The organism is Marinomonas sp. A3A (assembly GCF_018336955.1).
In the GTDB taxonomy this organism is placed as follows: domain Bacteria; phylum Pseudomonadota; class Gammaproteobacteria; order Pseudomonadales; family Marinomonadaceae; genus Marinomonas; species Marinomonas lutimaris.
Window position 1 is genome coordinate 154,229 of record NZ_CP025532.1, and the last position, 18,835, is coordinate 173,063.

At 44.3% G+C, this 18,835-nt stretch carries 17 protein-coding genes; 10 read left to right on the top strand and 7 right to left on the bottom strand.

The genetic code is table 11. The features are described 5' to 3' along the window. Positions 1-38: 38 nt before the first annotated feature. Positions 39-455, bottom strand: a complete 417-nt coding sequence (locus CYL31_RS00700) for an RNA-binding S4 domain-containing protein (RefSeq protein WP_212917095.1) — start codon at positions 453-455, stop codon at positions 39-41. A gap of 43 nt (positions 456-498) precedes the next feature. Here CYL31_RS00700 and cysQ point away from each other — a divergent pair, with 43 nt between their 5' ends. Beyond that, positions 499-1,353 carry a 3'(2'),5'-bisphosphate nucleotidase CysQ gene (gene cysQ, locus CYL31_RS00705; RefSeq protein WP_212917096.1) on the top strand — a complete coding sequence of 285 codons (855 nt, stop codon included), beginning with the start codon at positions 499-501 and terminating at the stop codon, positions 1,351-1,353. Between the two features lie 66 nt (positions 1,354-1,419). On the opposite strand, the gene CYL31_RS00710 is transcribed toward cysQ, so the two are convergent. Then, positions 1,420-2,022: a TetR/AcrR family transcriptional regulator gene (locus CYL31_RS00710; RefSeq protein WP_212917097.1), complete on the bottom strand. Its 603-nt coding sequence runs from the start codon at positions 2,020-2,022 to the stop codon at positions 1,420-1,422. A gap of 130 nt (positions 2,023-2,152) precedes the next feature. Here CYL31_RS00710 and fabF point away from each other — a divergent pair, with 130 nt between their 5' ends. Beyond that, positions 2,153-3,421 (top strand): beta-ketoacyl-ACP synthase II, encoded by a 1,269-nt coding sequence (fabF, locus tag CYL31_RS00715; protein ID WP_212917098.1) that lies wholly within the window; start codon positions 2,153-2,155, stop codon positions 3,419-3,421. A gap of 117 nt (positions 3,422-3,538) precedes the next feature. Here fabF and CYL31_RS00720 read toward each other — a convergent pair whose 3' ends face one another. The 4 genes from CYL31_RS00720 to CYL31_RS00735 all read right to left on the bottom strand — a co-directional run bounded on the left by CYL31_RS00720 (position 3,539) and on the right by CYL31_RS00735 (position 8,807). Beyond that, the gene (locus CYL31_RS00720) at positions 3,539-4,861 is read right to left on the bottom strand and encodes a TRAP transporter large permease (RefSeq protein WP_212917099.1); all 1,323 of its coding nucleotides are present in this window, start codon (positions 4,859-4,861) and stop codon (positions 3,539-3,541) included. Beyond that, on the bottom strand, positions 4,858-5,412 hold the full coding sequence (locus CYL31_RS00725; protein WP_212917100.1) for a TRAP transporter small permease subunit: 555 nt from the start codon (positions 5,410-5,412) through the stop codon (positions 4,858-4,860). Before CYL31_RS00725 ends, CYL31_RS00720 begins: the two co-directional genes overlap by 4 nt. Positions 5,413-5,492: 80 nt before the next feature. Then, positions 5,493-6,518 carry a TRAP transporter substrate-binding protein gene (locus CYL31_RS00730; protein ID WP_212917101.1) on the bottom strand — a complete coding sequence of 342 codons (1,026 nt, stop codon included), beginning with the start codon at positions 6,516-6,518 and terminating at the stop codon, positions 5,493-5,495. 399 nt (positions 6,519-6,917) lie between these two features. After that, positions 6,918-8,807 (bottom strand): HAMP domain-containing methyl-accepting chemotaxis protein, encoded by a 1,890-nt coding sequence (locus CYL31_RS00735; RefSeq protein ID WP_212917102.1) that lies wholly within the window; start codon positions 8,805-8,807, stop codon positions 6,918-6,920. 333 nt (positions 8,808-9,140) lie between these two features. Here CYL31_RS00735 and CYL31_RS00740 point away from each other — a divergent pair, with 333 nt between their 5' ends. Next, a complete protein-coding gene (locus CYL31_RS00740; RefSeq protein ID WP_212917103.1) occupies positions 9,141-10,079 on the top strand; it encodes a LysR family transcriptional regulator in 939 nt (312 codons plus the stop codon). A gap of 10 nt (positions 10,080-10,089) precedes the next feature. Here the strand turns inward: CYL31_RS00740 and CYL31_RS00745 are convergent, their stop codons facing one another. Further along, a complete protein-coding gene (locus CYL31_RS00745) occupies positions 10,090-10,812 on the bottom strand; it encodes an FCD domain-containing protein (protein WP_212917104.1) in 723 nt (240 codons plus the stop codon). A 216-nt stretch (positions 10,813-11,028) separates the two neighbouring features. Here CYL31_RS00745 and manD point away from each other — a divergent pair, with 216 nt between their 5' ends. The 7 genes from manD to uxuA all read left to right on the top strand — a co-directional run bounded on the left by manD (position 11,029) and on the right by uxuA (position 18,834). Continuing rightward, a complete protein-coding gene (gene manD / locus CYL31_RS00750) occupies positions 11,029-12,240 on the top strand; it encodes a D-mannonate dehydratase ManD (RefSeq protein ID WP_212917105.1) in 1,212 nt (403 codons plus the stop codon). A gap of 6 nt (positions 12,241-12,246) precedes the next feature. After that, positions 12,247-13,269, top strand: coding sequence for a Zn-dependent oxidoreductase (locus tag CYL31_RS00755; protein WP_212917106.1), 1,023 nt, complete (start codon positions 12,247-12,249; stop codon positions 13,267-13,269). Positions 13,270-13,315: 46 nt separating this feature from the next. Continuing rightward, positions 13,316-14,272 (top strand): TRAP transporter substrate-binding protein, encoded by a 957-nt coding sequence (locus tag CYL31_RS00760; RefSeq protein ID WP_100636202.1) that lies wholly within the window; start codon positions 13,316-13,318, stop codon positions 14,270-14,272. A 64-nt stretch (positions 14,273-14,336) separates the two neighbouring features. Further along, positions 14,337-14,882 (top strand): TRAP transporter small permease, encoded by a 546-nt coding sequence (locus CYL31_RS00765; RefSeq protein ID WP_100636201.1) that lies wholly within the window; start codon positions 14,337-14,339, stop codon positions 14,880-14,882. Beyond that, the gene (locus tag CYL31_RS00770) at positions 14,882-16,156 is read left to right on the top strand and encodes a TRAP transporter large permease (RefSeq protein WP_212917107.1); all 1,275 of its coding nucleotides are present in this window, start codon (positions 14,882-14,884) and stop codon (positions 16,154-16,156) included. The genes CYL31_RS00765 and CYL31_RS00770 overlap by 1 nt, the downstream gene beginning before the upstream one ends. A 12-nt stretch (positions 16,157-16,168) precedes the next feature. Further along, positions 16,169-17,635 carry a mannitol dehydrogenase family protein gene (locus tag CYL31_RS00775; protein WP_212917108.1) on the top strand — a complete coding sequence of 489 codons (1,467 nt, stop codon included), beginning with the start codon at positions 16,169-16,171 and terminating at the stop codon, positions 17,633-17,635. A gap of 11 nt (positions 17,636-17,646) precedes the next feature. Beyond that, positions 17,647-18,834 (top strand): mannonate dehydratase, encoded by a 1,188-nt coding sequence (uxuA, locus tag CYL31_RS00780; protein ID WP_212917109.1) that lies wholly within the window; start codon positions 17,647-17,649, stop codon positions 18,832-18,834. Position 18,835: the final 1 nt, after the last annotated feature.

Below are 18,835 nucleotides of genomic sequence, written 5' to 3' on the forward strand. Positions count from 1 at the left end.
TAGCTTGAGATGCAATGCGTGATATTGGATCTAGATTATTAGTTGTCGCTAAAAATATCTTTCTTCAGCTGCTTAATATCACGACGCTCTTTTTTGTTCGGCTTGTGGTCGGACATAATTCGACCACCAAAAGATTTGTTTTCGAGGGCGCGCTTTTCACGTTTCTCAATCGACTCTGGCGTTTCCTCATAAAGCAATTGTGCTTCAGGTGCGCCACGACGTTGGCCGCTGATGTCTTTGATTTCGACGACCTTTTCATCCCAACCAACTCGTATACCAATTAAGGCGCCAATTTCCACATTGCGGCTGGCTTTGCCCTTACTTCCGTTGTAAGACACCTTGCCGCCATCGATGGCGTCTTTACAAAGTGAACGAGTTTTAAAAAAACGTGCGGCCCAAAGCCACTTATCTAAACGAACGGCTTGTGGTGCCGACTGCTTTTCTGGTTTACTCATAAGAATGCGTTGACCCTATTCTGTTGTCATATTTGAGGCTGTTATGCAGGACGTTAGTAGACACCCAATTTTCCAAGCTCTTCAAAAAATAATACACGATGCCGCCGATGTGATCATGGATATTTATCAACGTGCCGATTTGGGTATCGAGCAAAAGCTGGACGACAGTCCAGTGACCGCTGCCGATCTCGCTGCGCACAAAGTGATTCTAGCAGGTTTGCAAGCACTTACACCCGATATTCCAGTTTTGTCTGAAGAAGGCGTGGTGGCGTTTGAAGAGCGTTCTAAATGGCCTATGTTGTGGATCGTTGATCCGCTTGACGGCACCAAAGAATTTATCAAGCGTAATGGCGAATTCAGTATTAATATCGCCTTGGTAGATAACGGCGCACCGATTCTTGGGGTGGTGTATTTGCCGACCACAACCGAAGGTTACTTTGGTGTGACCAAAGCCTGGCAAGACTTACCTATTGGCGCGTTTAAATGGCAAGGCGATGAATACGAAAGTATCAACGTCCGTGAACCACGCGAACCTATTATTGCCATGACAAGTCGTAGTCACGGCCCTGCTCTTCCAGCCTCGCTGAAAAATAAGTTAAAGCAAAGTTACGAGCAAGTACGAGAGTTACCAAAAGGCAGTTCAATCAAAGGCTGCCGAATTGCAGAAGGGATTGCGGATTTGCATCTGCGTCGTGGCCCAACCAGTGAATGGGACACCGCCGCTCAGCAAGCCATCATCGAAGCCGCTGGCGGAATGCTCGTCACACCGGATGGAAAACCCTTTCGTTACAACCAAAGAGAAACGCTACTCAATGGTCACTTCTTTGTATCGGGTGCTGAACTCGCCCCTTATGTGATGAACTGGTATCTAGAAAACGAGGAAGAACAAGAAGAGTAAGCTTTACTCTTCTTGTTCTTCCCTTCCTTATCTAATTGTTTCACGTGAAAAAAAGCTTCAAACTTTTTAACCTTCCACTGGTTCGCTATTTTTTAATCCGCTGTTAAGCCGATTGACGATGCGTTCTTGGGCGCGCTTTAGGAAGTCGCTTTGCAGCGGTTGGGTGAAAGAGCGTGCGATGGCGACGGTTCCCACTAAGGACACGACTGTCTCTTCTGCAAGAGCTTCGGCTTCTTGGCTACCACGTTTTTTCAGAATCCCTGCCAGACGGTCGACCAAACTATCGAAGCAAACTTGGTAGGCTTGACGAACTTTTTCTTCTTTGTGTGCGGCGTCAGTAACTAAAAATTCCAATGGCGATGGATGTTCTTTGTCATTTCGACCCCAGCTAAGGTAGCGAGTCACCAGTGCCTTAATATGGGTTTCTTTTCCTTCGGTCTGTTTGTCGTCCCTCGCCCAGAAAGCATTGGAGCTAGCAAATTGCATGGCCGCTTCATATAGACTGCTTTTACCAGAAAAATGCGCATAAAACGCACCGTGTGTCATGTTCGCTTTTTTCATGATTTGGGTAAGCGTGACCCGATCAAAACCGTGAGAGCAAAATAATTTTGCAGCAGCATGTAATATACGCTGTCTAGTTTGCTCTTTGTGTTTGGCTGTGTAAGACATATTTTTTGCCCCTACTTGTACTAGACTAAAGCTTAATTTATTTAAGAAAATTAGCTAAATATTATCTTGATCATATTTTGTCTCACTATAGCATGAGTATGGTATTTCTGCTGAAATTAAAGAGGTTTTTATGTCACTTAAAGAACGAATTGTTATCACTGGTATGGGCTTGGTGTCACCGCTTGGTTTAGGTGTTGCTTCGGTCTGGGATCGCTTGATTCGTGGTGAATCTGGTATTCGTTTATTACCTACAACCTTGTCTGAAGGCGTTAGCACTCATATTGCCGGACAGGTTCCAAGTCACACAGAACAAGCTAATGGTTTGAATGAATCAGACTATCTGTCACCTAAAGACCGTAAGCGTGTCGATCTGTTTACATTATTTGCCCTTGCTGCTGCAGAAGAAGCATTAACCCAAGCTAATTGGCATCCAACGTCTGCTGAAGATCAAGAAGCAACAGCGACGATTATCGCCACTGGTATCGGTGGTTTACCAACCATTACTCATGCACATTCAGTTTTAAAAGAGCAAGGTGCTCGTCGAGTGTCACCTTTTACGGTTCCAGCGTTTCTTGCCAATCTAGCGGCGGGTAACGTTTCTATCAAATATGGATTCAAAGGACCTATTGGCACGCCTGTGACCGCTTGTGCGGCAGGCGTACAGGCGATTGGCGATGCGATGCGTTTATTGCGTACTGGTGAAGCAAAAGTGGCTCTAGCTGGCGGTACAGAAGCCTGTATCGATCCATTGTCTTTGGCTGGTTTTGGTGCCTTGAAGGCGCTTTCTACTCGAAATGATGCTCCTGAAAAAGCGTCTCGTCCTTTTGATAAAGATCGTGAAGGCTTTGTTATGGGCGAAGGTTCTGGCCTTGTTGTACTTGAAACCCTTGAACATGCCTTAGCCCGCGGTGCAACACCTTTGGCTGAGATCGTTGGTTATGGCACCAGTGCAGATGCTTACCATCTGACATCTGGCCCAGAAGACGGCAACGGTGCTGCCCGTGCGATGCAAACAGCGCTTAAAATGGCTGGCATTTCTGCGGATCAAATTGGCTATGTTAATGCTCATGCAACATCGACACCGGTTGGCGATCGTGGCGAGATTAACGCCTTGCGTCGTGTGTTTGGTGAAAAAGTCACAGAGGTGGCGATTTCATCGACGAAATCCGCAACAGGTCATTTGCTGGGAGCTGCGGGTGGCGTAGAAACGATTTTCAGTGCGCAGGCGCTAATATCAGGTATTTTGCCTCCGACGCTAAACCTTGAAACTCCAGAAGACAGCATGGCGGATTTAGATCTTATTCCATTGGTTGCACGTGAAAAAGCGGTCGACTATGTGTTGTGTAATGGCTTTGGTTTTGGCGGAGTAAACGCAGCGATTATCTTGAAGCGCTATTAATTAATAGCAGACAAAATTTTTAAAATAGTAAAGCTCTAAACAAAAAAGCCAGTGTGATTCACACTGGCTTTTTTTATTTCTAATGATAATGAGCAACAGTCACGAATTAGATGAAAATTATGAGTCCATTAGTTGATTAGGCAACCAGGTTACCAATTCTGGGAACATCATTACGATGACAAGAACCAGAAGTTTCAGCAATACAAATGGCGTAATGGATTTGTAGATATCCAACATGGTGATGCCAGGAGGCGCGATGCCTTTTAGGTAAAACAAAGCAAAACCATAAGGTGGCGTTTGTACGGCAATTTCAATGTTTAGAATCATCAAGATACCAAACCAAATAGGATCATAACCCAGAGACACGGCAATCGGTGTGAAGATAGGCGCACACATTAGGACGATGATAAATTCATCGATAATGAAGCCTAGCAACAGCATGATCAATTGGAACAACATGATGACGACAATCGGTGGTAAGCCCAAATCTTGGGTGAAACCCGCAACCATGTTTTGCACGCCCATCAGCAAATGGAAGTTACTGAAAACCGACGCGCCAACAATAATCCACATCGCCACACTGACCAGTAATGCGGCTTGCATCCCCGCTTTTTGTACCATACGTGGTTTGAAGCGTTTAAAGAAAATCGCTAGAACAATTGCGCCCACAACACCTATCGCACCAGACTCTGTTGGTGTCGCGATGCCCATGATGATGCTACCAAGCACGGCAACAATTAACAGCAGAGACAATAAGCCATCACGAGCTGTTAGGAACTTCTCTTTTGGCGTTGGTTGAACTTCTGGTACAACATCCATCGGCGCGCGCTTTGGGTTCAACTTACAGGAAATCACTACGTAACCGATTAGCAAAACTATAGTGATAAGCGCAGGAATCAAGGCACCGATGAACATGCGCCCTACTGAGTTCTGCGTAGACGATGCAAACATGATCATCGGGATACTAGGTGGAATCAAAATACCTAAGCCGCCACCCGCCATAATAACGCCAAGCGCTAGACGTTTATCGTAGCCGCGCTCTAACATTGGACGCAGAGCGATACTGCCTGAAGTCATGATGCCCGCGCCGATAATGCCAACCATGGCACCAATCATAGAGCACACCACGATCACGCTGATAGCGAGTGAACCACGTACTCGACCAATTAACATTTGGCTGGCGTTAAACATGGCATCGCCAATACCGGATCGGGTGAGCAATTGACCCATGTAAATATACAAAGGGATAGCAAGCAGGATAAAACTAAAATGGGTTGATTCTAGCGTAGTAGGAATGACGTTAAATAAGGCATCGCCCCAGGTCATATAACCTATGCCCATGGCAATACCGCCAAGGGCTAAACCAACCGGTGCACCTAAGGCAAAGGACGCTATGATACAGGCAAATAAAATGCCCGTTAATAACTCAATACTAATCATTGTGCGGTTTCCTCTTGTTCGGTCGGTGCTTCTGGTAATAAGGGTTTACCAGTAATTGCTTGGTGTAATGAATCAATCCAGTCGCTGGAAAGTTGCAAAATAAGCAAAACACTAGCGATTGCCATCATTAACCAGTAATGATGCATATGAGGCGCCCATTCACTTTGACGTCGGTAGTTAAACTCGAGCGCTTCTTCAAACTTACCTATGCTCATTTTGCAGACGATAACCATAAAGAACATGGCGAGAGCGAATGAAAATAGGTTAAATATGCTTTTCGTTCGAGCTGAGACTTTGTTGTAAAGGATATCGACATTGATGTGGGCACGTTGCTGTTGGGCATAAGCGCCGCCTAATGCCGCAATATAACCAAAGATAAATAGCGAAGTGTCGTAAGCCCAAATGGTTGGACTATCTAATATGTAACGAGAGAAAACCTCGAAAGCAACGACAAATGCTAATACTGGCATAAGATAGGAAACGGAATTCCCAATGAAAGCCACCAACGCGTGGACTCCAAGACAATAGCGCCTAATCGCAGTCATTATCATTGTTTTGTACCTGTAAGGATGGATCGAAATTAAAACGGCCTTCTACGAAGAGAAGGCCGTTTTAGTTATTGCACAGGAGATTATTTCTGTTCTTTACGAAGAACGTCAATCAACTCTTTGCTGTATTTGTCTGCAGCTGCGTACTCATCCCAAAGTTTCGCACCTGCTGCTCTCCAAGCTGCTTTGTCTTCTGCACTTGGCTCTGGGCTCCACTGAAGGCCTTTTGCTTCCATATCAGCAACCGCTTGAGATTCCCAAAGTTTAGACTTGGTCATTTGCTCTTGAGCGTGAACGGTTGTCGCCGCTTTAACAATGGCCTTTAAGTCCGCTGGAAGCTTGTTCCAAGCGCTTTGGTTAACGATAATAGGTAACACTTGTGCGCCAGCTAGAGGAAGAGGGTACATATATTTTGCTACTTCTACGTGGTTACCATCGCGGTGATCAATCATGTTAGAACCGATAGAACCGTCGATTACGCCAGTTGAAAGACTTGTGTAGATCTCAGACCAAGCTAGAGAAACAGGAGAAGCGCCTAGGTTACGTAGGAACTTACCGTATGCGCCAGGCGCACGGATTTTCAAACCTTGGAAGTCAGCAATCGAATTGATTGGCTTCTTAGTAATAACGTAAACCGCTGGCTGAATGTAAGGGTCAAGCCAAACTAGACCTTGCTCGCCGTAGGCTTTTTTAAGGATTGGCGCCCAGCCTTTTTCTTGGAACAAGGTAGTTAGTTCACCTACATCACTGGTTCCACCAGGTAGACCGATTTCAACCAAACCAGCTGGAAGCTCACCTGCGTTCAAAGATTGGAAAGTCGCGCCCATGGTGATTAGGCCTGTTTTTACGGCACCAAAAATGCCAGAAGAACCTACACCTTCACCATCATATAAAACTTGTACCTTGATGCGGCCGTCAGACATAGTCTCAATGTTTTTTGCTAAATCTTCATATACAGCACCGAATGCAGAGCCTCGGCTGTATAGGTTAGCGAAGCGCCAGTTGTAATCTGCAGCATTAGCAGAAGAAGCGACAGCGCCTAATCCAAGAGCTACCGCTAGAGAACTTACAACCAATCGTTTTTTTACTTTTAGTATCGCCTTAATCATTGAGCTACCTCGAGAGCAAAAGTGCATAAAAAAGTCACGCCTTTGTGGTTGTGACACCTTGTACTCGATACTTTCAAAAAGCCTAAGAGCAATAAAGCTCACAAAATCTATCTAAAGTTTTGTCGGCATCAAACAATCCAAAAAGACAAAATCTGTTATAAATCATATAACTAACTGCAATTTGGCGCACAATAAAGAGGCTTGGCAACCCTTTTTGGTGCAAAAAATAGATTAGTTGAATGCACCAATAGTGTGAATATTATTGATCTATGATGTTGAAAACGTGCATTTTTTTTGCTTTTTTAAATATGCGGTCGAGTCTTTTGTCTGTAATTTATTGCTGCACCAAATTAGGGCTTCATGATTTTTCGTGAAAGCCCTTTTCAAGGGTTTTGACTGTTAAGCCACGTCAAAACCTTGGATTTGGTTGGCTAATTCTTTGGTTTGGTGGTGAACATTTTTATTTGCCATCTGAATAGATTGAGTGGCACTGTGGTTGTCTTTAATGTCATGGGCAATGATGTCCATGTCTTGTGCCATTTGTGCTGTCGTCAATGCGACCTCTTTAATGGCTTGGGCAATTTCTTGGGTATTGTTCATTGCTTCTAGGGTATTTTGCTCGACTAGATGAATGGTTTTTACCGCGTTTTCACCCTGCTCTTTACTGCGATCGACTTTATTTAGGCTCAGCGTCATGGCATCAATTACTGATTGAGTTTCCTTCTGAATATTTTCGACTTTTTCAGTGATGCTGCCCGAAGCTTTGACTGTTTGCTCGGACAGCGTTTTGACTTCGTCTGCCACCACAGCAAAACCTCGCCCTGCTTCCCCGGCACGAGCCGCTTCTATCGCGGCGTTGAGAGCCAATAGACTAGTCTGCTCTGCGACACCGACGATGAGTTCGATAACCACATCTATTTCTTTAGACAATGTACCAAGACGAGCGACTCGTTCGTTGGTATCTTGAATGGTGTCTGCCACATCGCTAATGCTGGTCATGGCATCACGCATCGCATCCACGCCACTTGTTGCGGATGCATAAGCCAGTTTTGCGGCGCTTTGAACGTTTTGTGTCATGGATTTCACCGTATCTGCGGTGGCGGATATTTCTTCTGTAGAGGCGGCCAGTGTGTTACTTCTATCACGAATGCGCTCGCTGCCGCTGACAATGGTTTGAATGCCGCTGTCCAGTTCATCGGCCGTGAGCACCAGCTTCTCGTTGCTGTTTATTAAATGACTAATCAATAAGCGCAGGCTATCGGACATTTGGTTTGAGGCAATGAAAAGCTGCTGGAACTCATCTGGGTTGCTTGAATTGAGCGTTTGCTGACGTGAACGAAGTTTGCCTTGCGCCACTTCTTTTAATATCGCTAAAACGGCTTTTAGATTGCGATTTAAAGAGCGAATCACCGTCGACAAAATAAGACCGATAACAAGTGCAAGTAAGACACAAGCAATGACCAAAGAACTGCGCGCTTGCTTGGCGGTTTCTGATGAACGTATTTGCGCCTGAGCTAATAAGGTGTTTTGTAGGTAATTAGCGCTCTCATCCATGGCGTGGGTATATTGATTACTTAATGATGCAAGTTCGCTTTGCTGTTCTTTTAAGGTAATAGACAAGGCAATAACTGGCGCCAATGCATCTTCATAAGTTTGGATCATCGGACCAAATACATCGCCAAACCCTATGTTATCAACATTATTTCTAAGTGCCTTAATAGCTGCCTGTAAGGCGGCTTGGTGTTCAGCATCGCTGTAAGCGAGAAAGTCTTTTTCTCTCGCTCTCACTTCTTTAAAGCTTGCGGCAAAGCTTGCCAATGATTTGAGTTGTTCAGCTAAGGCTTGCGCCGATTGGTTTAATCGACCCAGCGCGCCAGTTTCACCGCTTAACCCGAGGGTGATTAAATTTTGCAGGTGACTTTCAAGTGCCGATAAATAATGAGGCTGTAAGGCTTGGCTATTCTCTAATAGCGTCTTGCCTTCGGCATCGAGTAAATCCGCTCTGATGCTAAATCCTGCAGCGGTCTCGTTTTTTATTCTTACTAATGTTTGGCTGATAGCATCAACATTGTCAGGTGAAAGCGTTGCCATTTCTCGTTCAAATTTTAGTAAAGCAATTTCAACGTCTTTGACTTCACTGGTTAGCCTGCTCAGCTCGGTGGAATCGTCGGACGCATTCGACATTTGCGACAAGTTATAAATGGAATAAGCGCCAAACCCCGCGTACCCAACACAGACCAAAACAACAATCGCAATTAGTTTTTGACGAACGGATAACGCGATCAACATATTAACCTCCTCTAGACCCTTTCTGAAAAGAAGGGAAGCAATCAAAATGACAAAAAAAGCCTGTTTATCAAGTGAGACAAACAGGCCAAAATAACGTGCTGGAAGAATGAAATGAAAGGTCAGTATTTAACGCTTCACTTCAGGGTATAACCAAGCGGATACGAATCATCCTGAATACATAAAACGTCATCATGAAGACATTTTGCTGCGGTAGCCGACGTCTCTTACCTTAAAGAAGCAGAAAGAGGGATGAAAGTAGCTTAAATCAATGTAAAGTTAGAGAATCAACGAACTAAATTGTGACGAACAGGTTAATACACATGGGGAGAGGCGATGAGTGTTAAAAATTACTCACTGGGGCAAGTCGGTGATTATGAAATAAAACAGCTAAAAGTCTTTAAAACTGTCGTAGATTGCGGTGGTTTTTCGGCTGCGGAAACCTCTCTTAATATTGGTCGATCGACTATCAGCCTGCACATCTCCAATCTAGAAGCGCGTTTGAACCTTGTCTTGTGTAAACGTGGCCGTGGTGGATTTTCTCTCACAGAAGAAGGCGTTATCATCTATAAAATGACCGAGAATCTACTCGAATCATTAGATGCCTTTCGAACCACAGTAAACAACCTAAATGCCAGCTTAACCGGCAAACTGCGTCTTGCCCTTTCCGATAAAGTGAGTCTTGATCCTCGTAGTCATTTCCCTGAAATGATCCAGCGATTTTCGACTGAAGCCCCAGAAGTATCGATCACGACGAACGTGTCTTCTATGTCTAACATTGAACGCATGATTTTAAATGATGAAGCCGACATAGGTTTTATTCCCTATCATCGTAAACTGGATGGTTTAAGTTACGTACATTTATACAGCGACGATTGTTACTTGTATTGTGGGAAGGATCATCCATTAGCCACTATGTCCGTTGAAGACCAAGACGAAAAAGTGGACAAATACCCTGCTACTCACGCGGGATTAAAACCACATGAAGCGGTTAGCGAACAGATTTCCCAGATGAACCTCACTGCGATCTCGTATTTCTATGACAGCCGCTTAGCCTTGATCCTATCGGGCCGATACATAGGTTTCTTACCTGAACGCTATGCTGAGTCATATGTTGAGTCCGGACAAATCGTTGCTGTAGCGCCAGAAAACCGTTCTTACACCTTAGGTGTCGCCGTGATTTGCAAGAAAACCACTCAGCCTAATAAACCCCGCGAATTATTCCTGAAAGTGCTACATCAGACGGTAGAAGAGCTAATTTCTGCACCTTATTAATGTATTCGTGCTAACTGTTTGGTTGGGCAAAAAGGTAACCATCAAAATCCGGTGCGTCTGTGTCTGAGAGCTTAAACAAGGTTTGTTTAACGTTTTCTAAATGTTGCCACATCGCTTGTCTTGCTCCTTCTGCATTTCGTTTACGTAGCTGAACAAGCACCTTTTTGTGATCCTCTAACCATTGGTCATGGTAAGACGTGTCTTGTATACGTGCATGGAGCTTTTTCCACATCGGATTGCCATCGCGCATATCCCATAAGCGTGTCGCAGTATCAAGCAACACTGTATTTTGAGTCGCTTGTGCAATAGATAGATGAAAGTCTCTGTCTGCGTTATTGGCTTTTTCGACTATTTCTAATTCCGCACTCTCGATATCTAGAATATCTTGCAGCTTTTGCAGATCCTGCTTGGTAATGACGGATGCTGCACACGCCGCTATTGAGCTTTCTATCTCTTGGCGTGCTTGTAATAGCTCAAATGGACCCACATCCGACACTTTATTATTTGCCTTCAAAGAAAGGTTATTTTTTAAATAGCTGCCAGAGCCTTTTCGAACTTCGATCAACTCCTCGATTTCTAGCATGATAAAGGCTTCTCTAACCAATGTTCTGCTGACACCAAAGAGTTCCGCGTAGACGCGTTCCGTTGGCAGTTTATCGCCAACTTTAATGTTCGATTTTGCAATCTCTTGTTTAATGCTTTCGCCAATTTCTCTGTAGAGTCGTTCTGCCATAGTGGGTTCTTAGTAATTCTGTATTGCCAATAATCTGGTATGCCATTTTTACGTAACTCGTGTAAGAAGTCGATATTTTAATCAGATTAGGCGAAGAATAAATGATATTGGTATGCCAATATTGGCTTAATACTTGTTTTAATCTGCTTATTCAGCTAATTTTGTCTCACTTATAGAAATTTGGTATGCCAAAAAAATAATTAGGTACCTTTATTCATGAAAATTCGATCAGCAAAAGTAATAGTGACTTGCCCTGGCCGCAATCTAGTCACACTGAAAATAGAAACCGACGAAGGTGTTTATGGCATTGGTGATGCAACACTTAATGGTCGTGAACAATCTGTTGTTGCCTACCTTGAAGACCATGTCATCCCTACCCTAATAGGTAAAGACCCTCAGCGAATAGAAGATATTTGGCAGTATTTGTACCGTGGTGCGTATTGGCGTCGTGGTCCTGTTGGCATGACAGCCATCGCCGCTGTCGATGTTGCTTTGTGGGATATAAAAGCCAAATTAGCGGGAATGCCTCTGTACCAATTACTTGGCGGTAAAAGCCGTGAAAAAGTCATGGTCTATGGACATGCAACAGGGTTAGATATTGAATCTTGCCTTGAAGAAGTTCGTAAGCATGTTGAACTTGGTTATAAAGCCGTTCGAGTACAATGTGGTATACCAGGCATACCTACCACCTACGGCGTTTCTAAAGAAGCCGGCAAACCTTATGAGCCAGCTGATTCTGCCTTACCTGCCGAACATGTTTGGTCTACGGAAAAATACCTTAATCATGTACCTGAACTATTTGCCGCTGTTCGCAAAGAGTTTGGTGAAGATTTGCATATCTTGCATGATGTACACCATCGCCTCACGCCAATCCAAGCAGCGCGTTTAGGCAAAGAAGTCGAGAAGTTTCACTTATTCTGGTTAGAAGATTGTACGCCTGTTGAAAACCAGTCTTCCTATGAACTAATTCGTAAACATACGACGACACCTCTCGCGATTGGCGAAGTATTCAATAGTTTGTCTGATTGCCAAGAGTTGATTCAAAATCAGCTAATAGATTACATCCGTGCAACAATCACTCATGCAGGCGGCATCACTAATGTACGCCGTATCGCTGACTTTGCCTCTATCTATCATGTCAAAACTGGCTTCCATGGTGCGACGGACCTTTCCCCTATTTGCATGGGGGCTGCACTGCATTTTGATACTTGGGTGCCTAACTTTGGCATTCAAGAACACATGCCTCACACCAAGGAAACTGATCTAGTTTTCCCTCATGCTTATGAGTTCAAAGATGGTTTCTTCACTCCTGGTGACGTACCTGGTCATGGCGTGGATATTGATGAAGAGCTTGCCGCGAAATATCCCTATAAACCTGCTTATCTTCCGGTTAACCGCCTAGAAGATGGCACCTTGTGGAATTGGTAGAAAATTATGAAAGCGTTTCAAGTAGCGAATGTAAATGACTATGCCTTGATTGATACCAAACAGCCTGTCGCTGAGGCTGGCGAAGTATTGATTAAAACTGCCTTTGCCGGAATTTGTGGGTCCGATCTGCATATTATTCACGGACAAAACCCTTTTGTTCAGTTTCCTCGAATTACTGGCCATGAATTTTCGGGTGTTGTCGCCGCAGTTGGCGAAGGCGTCACCCACGTAAAAATTGGCGATAAAGTGTGTGTTGATCCTGTTATTAGCTGCGGTGAATGTTATGCCTGCCGTGCTGGTCGATTTAACGTTTGTGCGAAATTACAAGTGTTTGGCGTCCATCGAAATGGTGGCTTTGGTGAGTTCACCAGTGCGCCTGCCAGCAACGTACTAGTGCTTCCTGACAATGTCACGCTTGAGCAAGCCGCATTAGTCGAACCTTATTCCATTGCTACTAATGTGTTGTCTCGAATGGAGCCAATTCCAGGTGATACCTTGCTGGTTTACGGTGCTGGCGTGATCGGTTTGACCATAGTGCAAGTGGCGAAAGCCATGGGTATTGAACGCATCATTGTCACCGATATCGTTGATGAACGCTTAGAAACGGCTAAATCTCTTGGTGCAACGGATGTCATTAATAGCCGAGAGCACAAAGTTGAAGACTGTATCCGAGAATGGACAAATGGCGAAGGTGTACCTTTGATTGCTGACGCGGCATGCATTCCTGCTCTTTTGCCTGAAATTCTACGTATCGCCTGCCCTGCTGGACGTATTGGCTTGTTGGGTTTCAGTACAACACCAAGTGATTTAGCGCAAATTGAAGTTATTAAGAAAGAACTGACGATTGTAGGTTCGCGCCTCAATAATCGTCGTTTTCCTCAAGTGCTTGAAATGATTGCATCAGGTCGTTTGGATCCTTTGGCATTAATTAGTCATCGGATTGCTTTAAACGACATTGGCGATGGTATTCAGCTAATGGAAAACCACCCTGAACTTACTCGTAAAGTGCTTGTTGAGATGAGTAAGTAATTTATAACCCTAGAGTATAAATCTAATAATAAAAACGGAGTTCACCATGATTAAACCAATGTTAAAAGTCGCCGTCATGTCATCTATCTTGTTGGCTGGGCTAGCTCAAGCTGCTGATGTTACGTTGAAATTTGGCTATCCAGCCAACGAAGACAATATTTGGCACAAAGCTGCTTTGAAATTTAAAGAAGTCGCAGAAACAAAATCGAATGGCCGTATTGACGTTAAGCTTTATCCTAATGAGCAGTTAGGCAAAGAAATGGATGTTATTAATAGCATTCAGCTTGGTACAGCGGATATGACCATAACGGGTGAATCGCTACAAAACTGGGCACCAAAAGCGGCATTGATGGCAGTTCCTTATGCTTTTACCAGCTCTGAACAGCTGACAAAAGCCGTTGATGGCGAAGTTGGTAAAGAAATTAGTGAGCAGATTTCTGAGCGTACAGGACTTAAACCTATTGCGTGGTTCGAGCGTGGACCTCGTCATTTAACCTCCAACCGTAAAATTCAATCTCCGAGTGATTTGGATGGTTTGAAGTTGCGAGTGCCTAACGTGCCTCTGTTTGTAAAAACCTGGCAAGCACTAGGGGCTAAACCAATCCCTATGGCATTTAGCGAAGTATTTACTGCCTTGCAGCAGAATACGATTGATGGGCAAGAGAACCCACTAAGTTTGATCAATAGTGCGAGTTTCTACGAAGTTCAGAAATATGTGAACTTAACAGGTCACGTTCGTAGCTGGATTTATGTGGTGATTGGCCAAGACAAGCTAAACAGTATGCCTGCCGATTTGCGAGACATCGTTCTGGACGCTGGTAAGCAAATGCAAAGCTATGAACACAGCATGTTTGCTGCAGATGAAGCACAATTGCGTTCTACTCTAGAAGCTCGTGGGATGGAGTTTGTGCAGCCAGATCTTGAAGCGTTCAAAGCGGCAGCTCAAAAAGCAGTACAAGATGCTCTAACTCCTGAACAACTTGCGCTTTATAACAAAATCTAAATCCGTTTAAGACCGCCTATTTTCGCTTTTATAGCGAAAATAGGCCCTTTTGGAGAGAAATACGATGAGTATCTCATCTCAAACCAATAACCCAAGAGATTTTGTGGGCAAGCTGGAAGCAAGTATTCAGTGGTTGCTACACATCATTGATTGGGTATTTTCTGTATTAGCTGTATCTGCATTATTGGCGATTACTGCGGTGGTTATGCTGCAAGTAATCTCGCGTTTCTTGTTGCCTAGCTCCCCTATTTGGACAGAAGAGCTGTCTCGCTATTTATTTGTTTATCTTATAGTGATGGGTTCTGGATTAGTGATTCGACATAATCGCCATGTGCGTCTAGAACTGTATCAAGGTGCTTTAAATCGATTCTGGAATAAGGTGTATCAAATTTTCTGCCATGTATTGGCGGGGAGCTTTGCTATTTATATTCTGCCTTATGCCATCAAATACGCTCAAATAGGACGTTGGCAGACCTCTCCTGCTTTAGAAGTTCCTATGTACTGGGCATTCCTATCGGTGACTTTTTTCTTCGCGTTAACGGCATTTTATAGCTTTATGAGTGCACTGCTTGTTCTGCTTGAACGTGATGACCAAGGAGTAGCTTCATAATGGAAGTCATTTTACTGTTTCTCGTATTCTTTTTACTGCTTTTTGTGGGCGTACCAATCGTGTTTTGCCTAGGTATCGCATCGCTTACTTATTTAACTATGGCAGGGATTCCTTTAACCATAGTGCCTCAGCGTTTGTACGCAGGTATGGATTCCTTTGTTTTGCTCTGTATCCCCGGCTTTATTCTGGCTGGCAATTTAATGAACGTCGGTAATATTACCGATTATATTATTCGTTTCAGTAATGCCTTGTTAGGTCACATTCGTGGCGGCCTTGGACTGGCGAATGTTGGCGGCTCAATGATCTTTGGCGGTATTTCTGGTACTGCTGTGGCGGATACGGCGAGCATTGGCGCTGTGATGATTCCAGGTATGGCTCGAAGTGGTTACGACAAACCCTTTGCGGCGGCGGTAACGGCCGCATCATCGACGATTGGACCGATCATCCCACCTAGTGTTCCCATGATTATTGTGGGTTCATTAAGCGGTATTTCCGTTGGCAAAATGTTTTTAGCAGGTGTCGTTCCCGGAGTCATGTTGGGTTTAGCTATGATGGTGACGGCTTATATTATTGCTGTGAAACGCCAATATCCTCGTGAAAAACGTGCAACGCTAAAGGAAATTTATATCGTTGGTAAAGGTGCTTTTTGGGCACTCTTGATGACCTTTATTATCCTGTACGGGATTATTGGTGGACTCTTTACGCCAACAGAAGCCTCTATTATGGCCAGCTTATATGCCTTTGTTGTCGGCATGTTTGTCTATAAAGGTCTGACTTGGAAGAATCTTCCCAAGCTATTAGTGGATACGGTTTTAAGTTCTACCAGCTTACTGTTATTGGTTGGGATGGCGAATTTATTCGGCTGGATTCTGACCAGTGAGCAAATACCACAGATGCTGGCGAGTGCTATTTTTAGCATTAGCGAAAATCCATTGGTGGTAATTTTAATTATTAACATCGTGTTATTGGTGGTTGGTGGCTTCATGGAAACCATCGCAGCACTGATTATCCTTTTCCCGACCTTGCTAAAAGTGGCGGAAGGTATTGGTATGGACCCGATACACTTTGGTGTGATGGCGGTACTTAACCTGATTATTGGTTTAACAACGCCGCCAGTTGGTGTGTGCCTGTTTGTCGCCGCAGGAATCAGTGAGTTGCCAATGACTACCATTGTAAAAGCGATTTGGCCTTTCTTACTCTGTAACCTTTTTGTGCTTTTACTTGTTTCTTATATCCCAGCTATTTCATTGTGGCTGCCTTCGCTGTTGGGTTAATTGGGTGACTTTATGACAAACATTCAACGTATAGATAGCCAGATTGAACCAAGCCAGCATGATATCGGCATTGTTCACATTGGGTTAGGTGCTTTTCATCGTGCTCACCAAGCTGTGTATGTAGAACAGACGCTTGCACTTCATGGGGGGGATTGGATGATCGCCAGTGCGAATATTCGTTCTAATCATAAACTGGTAGAGCAGATGCAGGCGGCTGAGCATAGTTATCATGTGGTGGAATATGCTGATACGAGTAACGCTAATCTAAGAGAAATTAAAGCGATTAAAAACACGTTTTTCTGCGGCTCTGATGAAGGAAGGGAGGCGCTGCTTTCACAAATGACAGCGCCTGCCACCAAGATTGTTACCTTAACAATTACGGAAAAAGGCTATTACTTGGCGCCATCCACAGGTGAATTATTGTTAGATGCACCAGAAATTCAGCATGACATGGCGTCTCCATCGCAACCCAAGACGGCCTTGGGTTTGATTCTTGAGTCTTTGAAACAGCGCCGTGCGCAAGGTCTTGAGGCTTTTACGGTATTGTCTTGTGACAACATGCCTCATAACGGTGTTCGAGCGAAAGGCGCGGTCGTTGCGTTAGCAAAAGTACAAGACGACGAATTTGCCCAATGGGTTGAGCAAAACGTTGCGTTTCCAAATTCCATGGTAGATCGTATCGTTCCAGCTGTTTCCGATCACGATCTTGCGATGATTAAAGCGGACACTGGCATTAGTGAGCCTACCGTGGTGAAGTGCGAACAATTTAGCCAATGGGTCGTCGAAGATCATTTCCCTGCAGGTCGTCCGCAGTGGGAATCTGCTGGCGTACAAATGGTTGAAGACGTCTCAAGCTATGAAATGATGAAGCTTAGAATGCTCAATGGTAGTCATTCCTTGTTGGCTTACTTGGGGTCTATTGCGGGCTTTAAAACCGTCGCTGATGCTATGCAAGACAAGAATATTCGAGCCTTCCTTGAACATTATATGATGCAAGAAGTAGCCCCGACATTACCTAGTTTTAGCCAAACGGAATTGGCGACTTATTGCCAACAGTTATTAGCACGTTTTGAAAACGATAGTTTGCAGCATCAGCTTAAACAAATTGCAATGGATGGCAGTCAGAAGCTGCCACAACGTTGGTTGAGTGGCTTAACGGAATTGCAGGAAAAAACGCTAGCTGCACCGGCTATCGAGCTTGGTATCGCTGGCTGGATGGCCTTTCTTTGCAATGCCGAACAGAATCAGCAAAGCATCAACGATCCGCTTGAAGCTGTGTTATTCGAATTAGTTAGCCGTCATCGAGATGACTCGATGAGCCTGATTTCTGCTCTGCTGCAACGTAACGATATCTTTCCGACGGCCTTGGCTAATAATAAGGCCTTACTAGTTCGTCTAGTGAGCTTAGTGGACGGATTGCTAGCAGGCGTAAAGGTACAGAATCTGATGCAAAGCGCTTCTCAGAATAAAGACAAGTAAGAGAGTTTATTATGGAACATACATGGCGTTGGTTTGGAGTAAACGACTCCATCACTTTACAAGATATTCGCCAAGCAGGCGCAACTGGCATTGTTACGGCTTTGCACGAGATTCCAAATGGCGAAGTGTGGCCAGTTGAGGCTATTCAGGCAGTGAAAGATAAGATAGAAGCGGCGGGGTTGCGTTGGTCCGTTGTGGAAAGTATTCCTGTTCATGAAGATATTAAGCAACGTACGGGTGAGTATCAAAAGTACATTGAAAACTACGGTAAGAGCATTCAAAACCTTGCTAGATGTGGTATTCAAACCGTGTGCTACAACTTTATGCCGGTGCTTGATTGGACTCGAACGGATCTTACTTATGCCTTACCAGACGGTTCCCGAGCCTTGCGTTTTGACCAAACTGCCTTTGCCGCGTTTGATTTATTTATCTTACAACGCCCAAATAGTGAAAACGGCTACAGTGAGGCAGAAATAGCGGCCGCTAAAGCTCATTTCGCCGCACTAAGTGACGAGCAAAAAGAGCAGCTGATAAACACGATATTGGCAGGGCTTCCCGGTGCCGAAGAAAGCTACTCGTTAGAGAACTTTCGTGCCGCATTAGCTGCTTATGATGATATTGATAAAGATGTTTTAAGAGAGAATTTTGCTTACTTTTTAGAGCATATAGTTCCAATTGCTGAATCTTGTGGTGTTAGTTTAGCGGTTCATCCAGATGATCCGCCGCGTCCAATTTTAGGCTTGCCTCGAATCGTTTCGACCAAGCAAGATGTTGAGTGGTTAGTCGAGCGTATTCCCTCGCCTGCCAATGGCATTACTTTCTGCACCGGATCTTATGGTGTGCGCGAAGATAACGACTTGTGCGACATGGCGACCACCTTTGCTGATCGAATTTACTTTACTCACTTGCGCTCGACTCAACGAGAAGAGACTTGGGGAAGTTTTCATGAAGCCGCACATTTAGAAGGGAATACAGACATTTCGGATGTCATTCTAGTGTTACTCAAAGAAGAACAGCGTCGTAAACACTCAGGTATAGATAAACGTATTCCATTACGTCCTGATCATGGTCATCAAATTATGGATGATTTGCGCCGTGACGCTAAACCCGGTTACTCGGCTCTTGGTCGAATGAAGGGCTTAGCTGAAATCCGTGGTGTTGAATTTGCTCTGAAAAAATATGTTTTGAAAGACGAATAGT

Excerpts from the sequence above, each read along its gene's own strand:
- CYL31_RS00700 (WP_212917095.1), bottom strand. The coding sequence starts at position 455 with ATGAGTAAACCAGAAAAGCAGTCGGCACCACAAGCCGTTCGTTTAGAT.
- cysQ (WP_212917096.1), top strand. The coding sequence starts at position 499 with ATGCAGGACGTTAGTAGACACCCAATTTTCCAAGCTCTTCAAAAAATA.
- CYL31_RS00710 (WP_212917097.1), bottom strand. The coding sequence starts at position 2,022 with ATGTCTTACACAGCCAAACACAAAGAGCAAACTAGACAGCGTATATTA.
- fabF (WP_212917098.1), top strand. The coding sequence starts at position 2,153 with ATGTCACTTAAAGAACGAATTGTTATCACTGGTATGGGCTTGGTGTCA.
- CYL31_RS00720 (WP_212917099.1), bottom strand. The coding sequence starts at position 4,861 with ATGATTAGTATTGAGTTATTAACGGGCATTTTATTTGCCTGTATCATA.
- CYL31_RS00725 (WP_212917100.1), bottom strand. The coding sequence starts at position 5,412 with ATGATAATGACTGCGATTAGGCGCTATTGTCTTGGAGTCCACGCGTTG.
- CYL31_RS00730 (WP_212917101.1), bottom strand. The coding sequence starts at position 6,518 with ATGATTAAGGCGATACTAAAAGTAAAAAAACGATTGGTTGTAAGTTCT.
- CYL31_RS00735 (WP_212917102.1), bottom strand. The coding sequence starts at position 8,807 with ATGTTGATCGCGTTATCCGTTCGTCAAAAACTAATTGCGATTGTTGTT.
- CYL31_RS00740 (WP_212917103.1), top strand. The coding sequence starts at position 9,141 with ATGAGTGTTAAAAATTACTCACTGGGGCAAGTCGGTGATTATGAAATA.
- CYL31_RS00745 (WP_212917104.1), bottom strand. The coding sequence starts at position 10,812 with ATGGCAGAACGACTCTACAGAGAAATTGGCGAAAGCATTAAACAAGAG.
- manD (WP_212917105.1), top strand. The coding sequence starts at position 11,029 with ATGAAAATTCGATCAGCAAAAGTAATAGTGACTTGCCCTGGCCGCAAT.
- CYL31_RS00755 (WP_212917106.1), top strand. The coding sequence starts at position 12,247 with ATGAAAGCGTTTCAAGTAGCGAATGTAAATGACTATGCCTTGATTGAT.
- CYL31_RS00760 (WP_100636202.1), top strand. The coding sequence starts at position 13,316 with ATGATTAAACCAATGTTAAAAGTCGCCGTCATGTCATCTATCTTGTTG.
- CYL31_RS00765 (WP_100636201.1), top strand. The coding sequence starts at position 14,337 with ATGAGTATCTCATCTCAAACCAATAACCCAAGAGATTTTGTGGGCAAG.
- CYL31_RS00770 (WP_212917107.1), top strand. The coding sequence starts at position 14,882 with ATGGAAGTCATTTTACTGTTTCTCGTATTCTTTTTACTGCTTTTTGTG.
- CYL31_RS00775 (WP_212917108.1), top strand. The coding sequence starts at position 16,169 with ATGACAAACATTCAACGTATAGATAGCCAGATTGAACCAAGCCAGCAT.
- uxuA (WP_212917109.1), top strand. The coding sequence starts at position 17,647 with ATGGAACATACATGGCGTTGGTTTGGAGTAAACGACTCCATCACTTTA.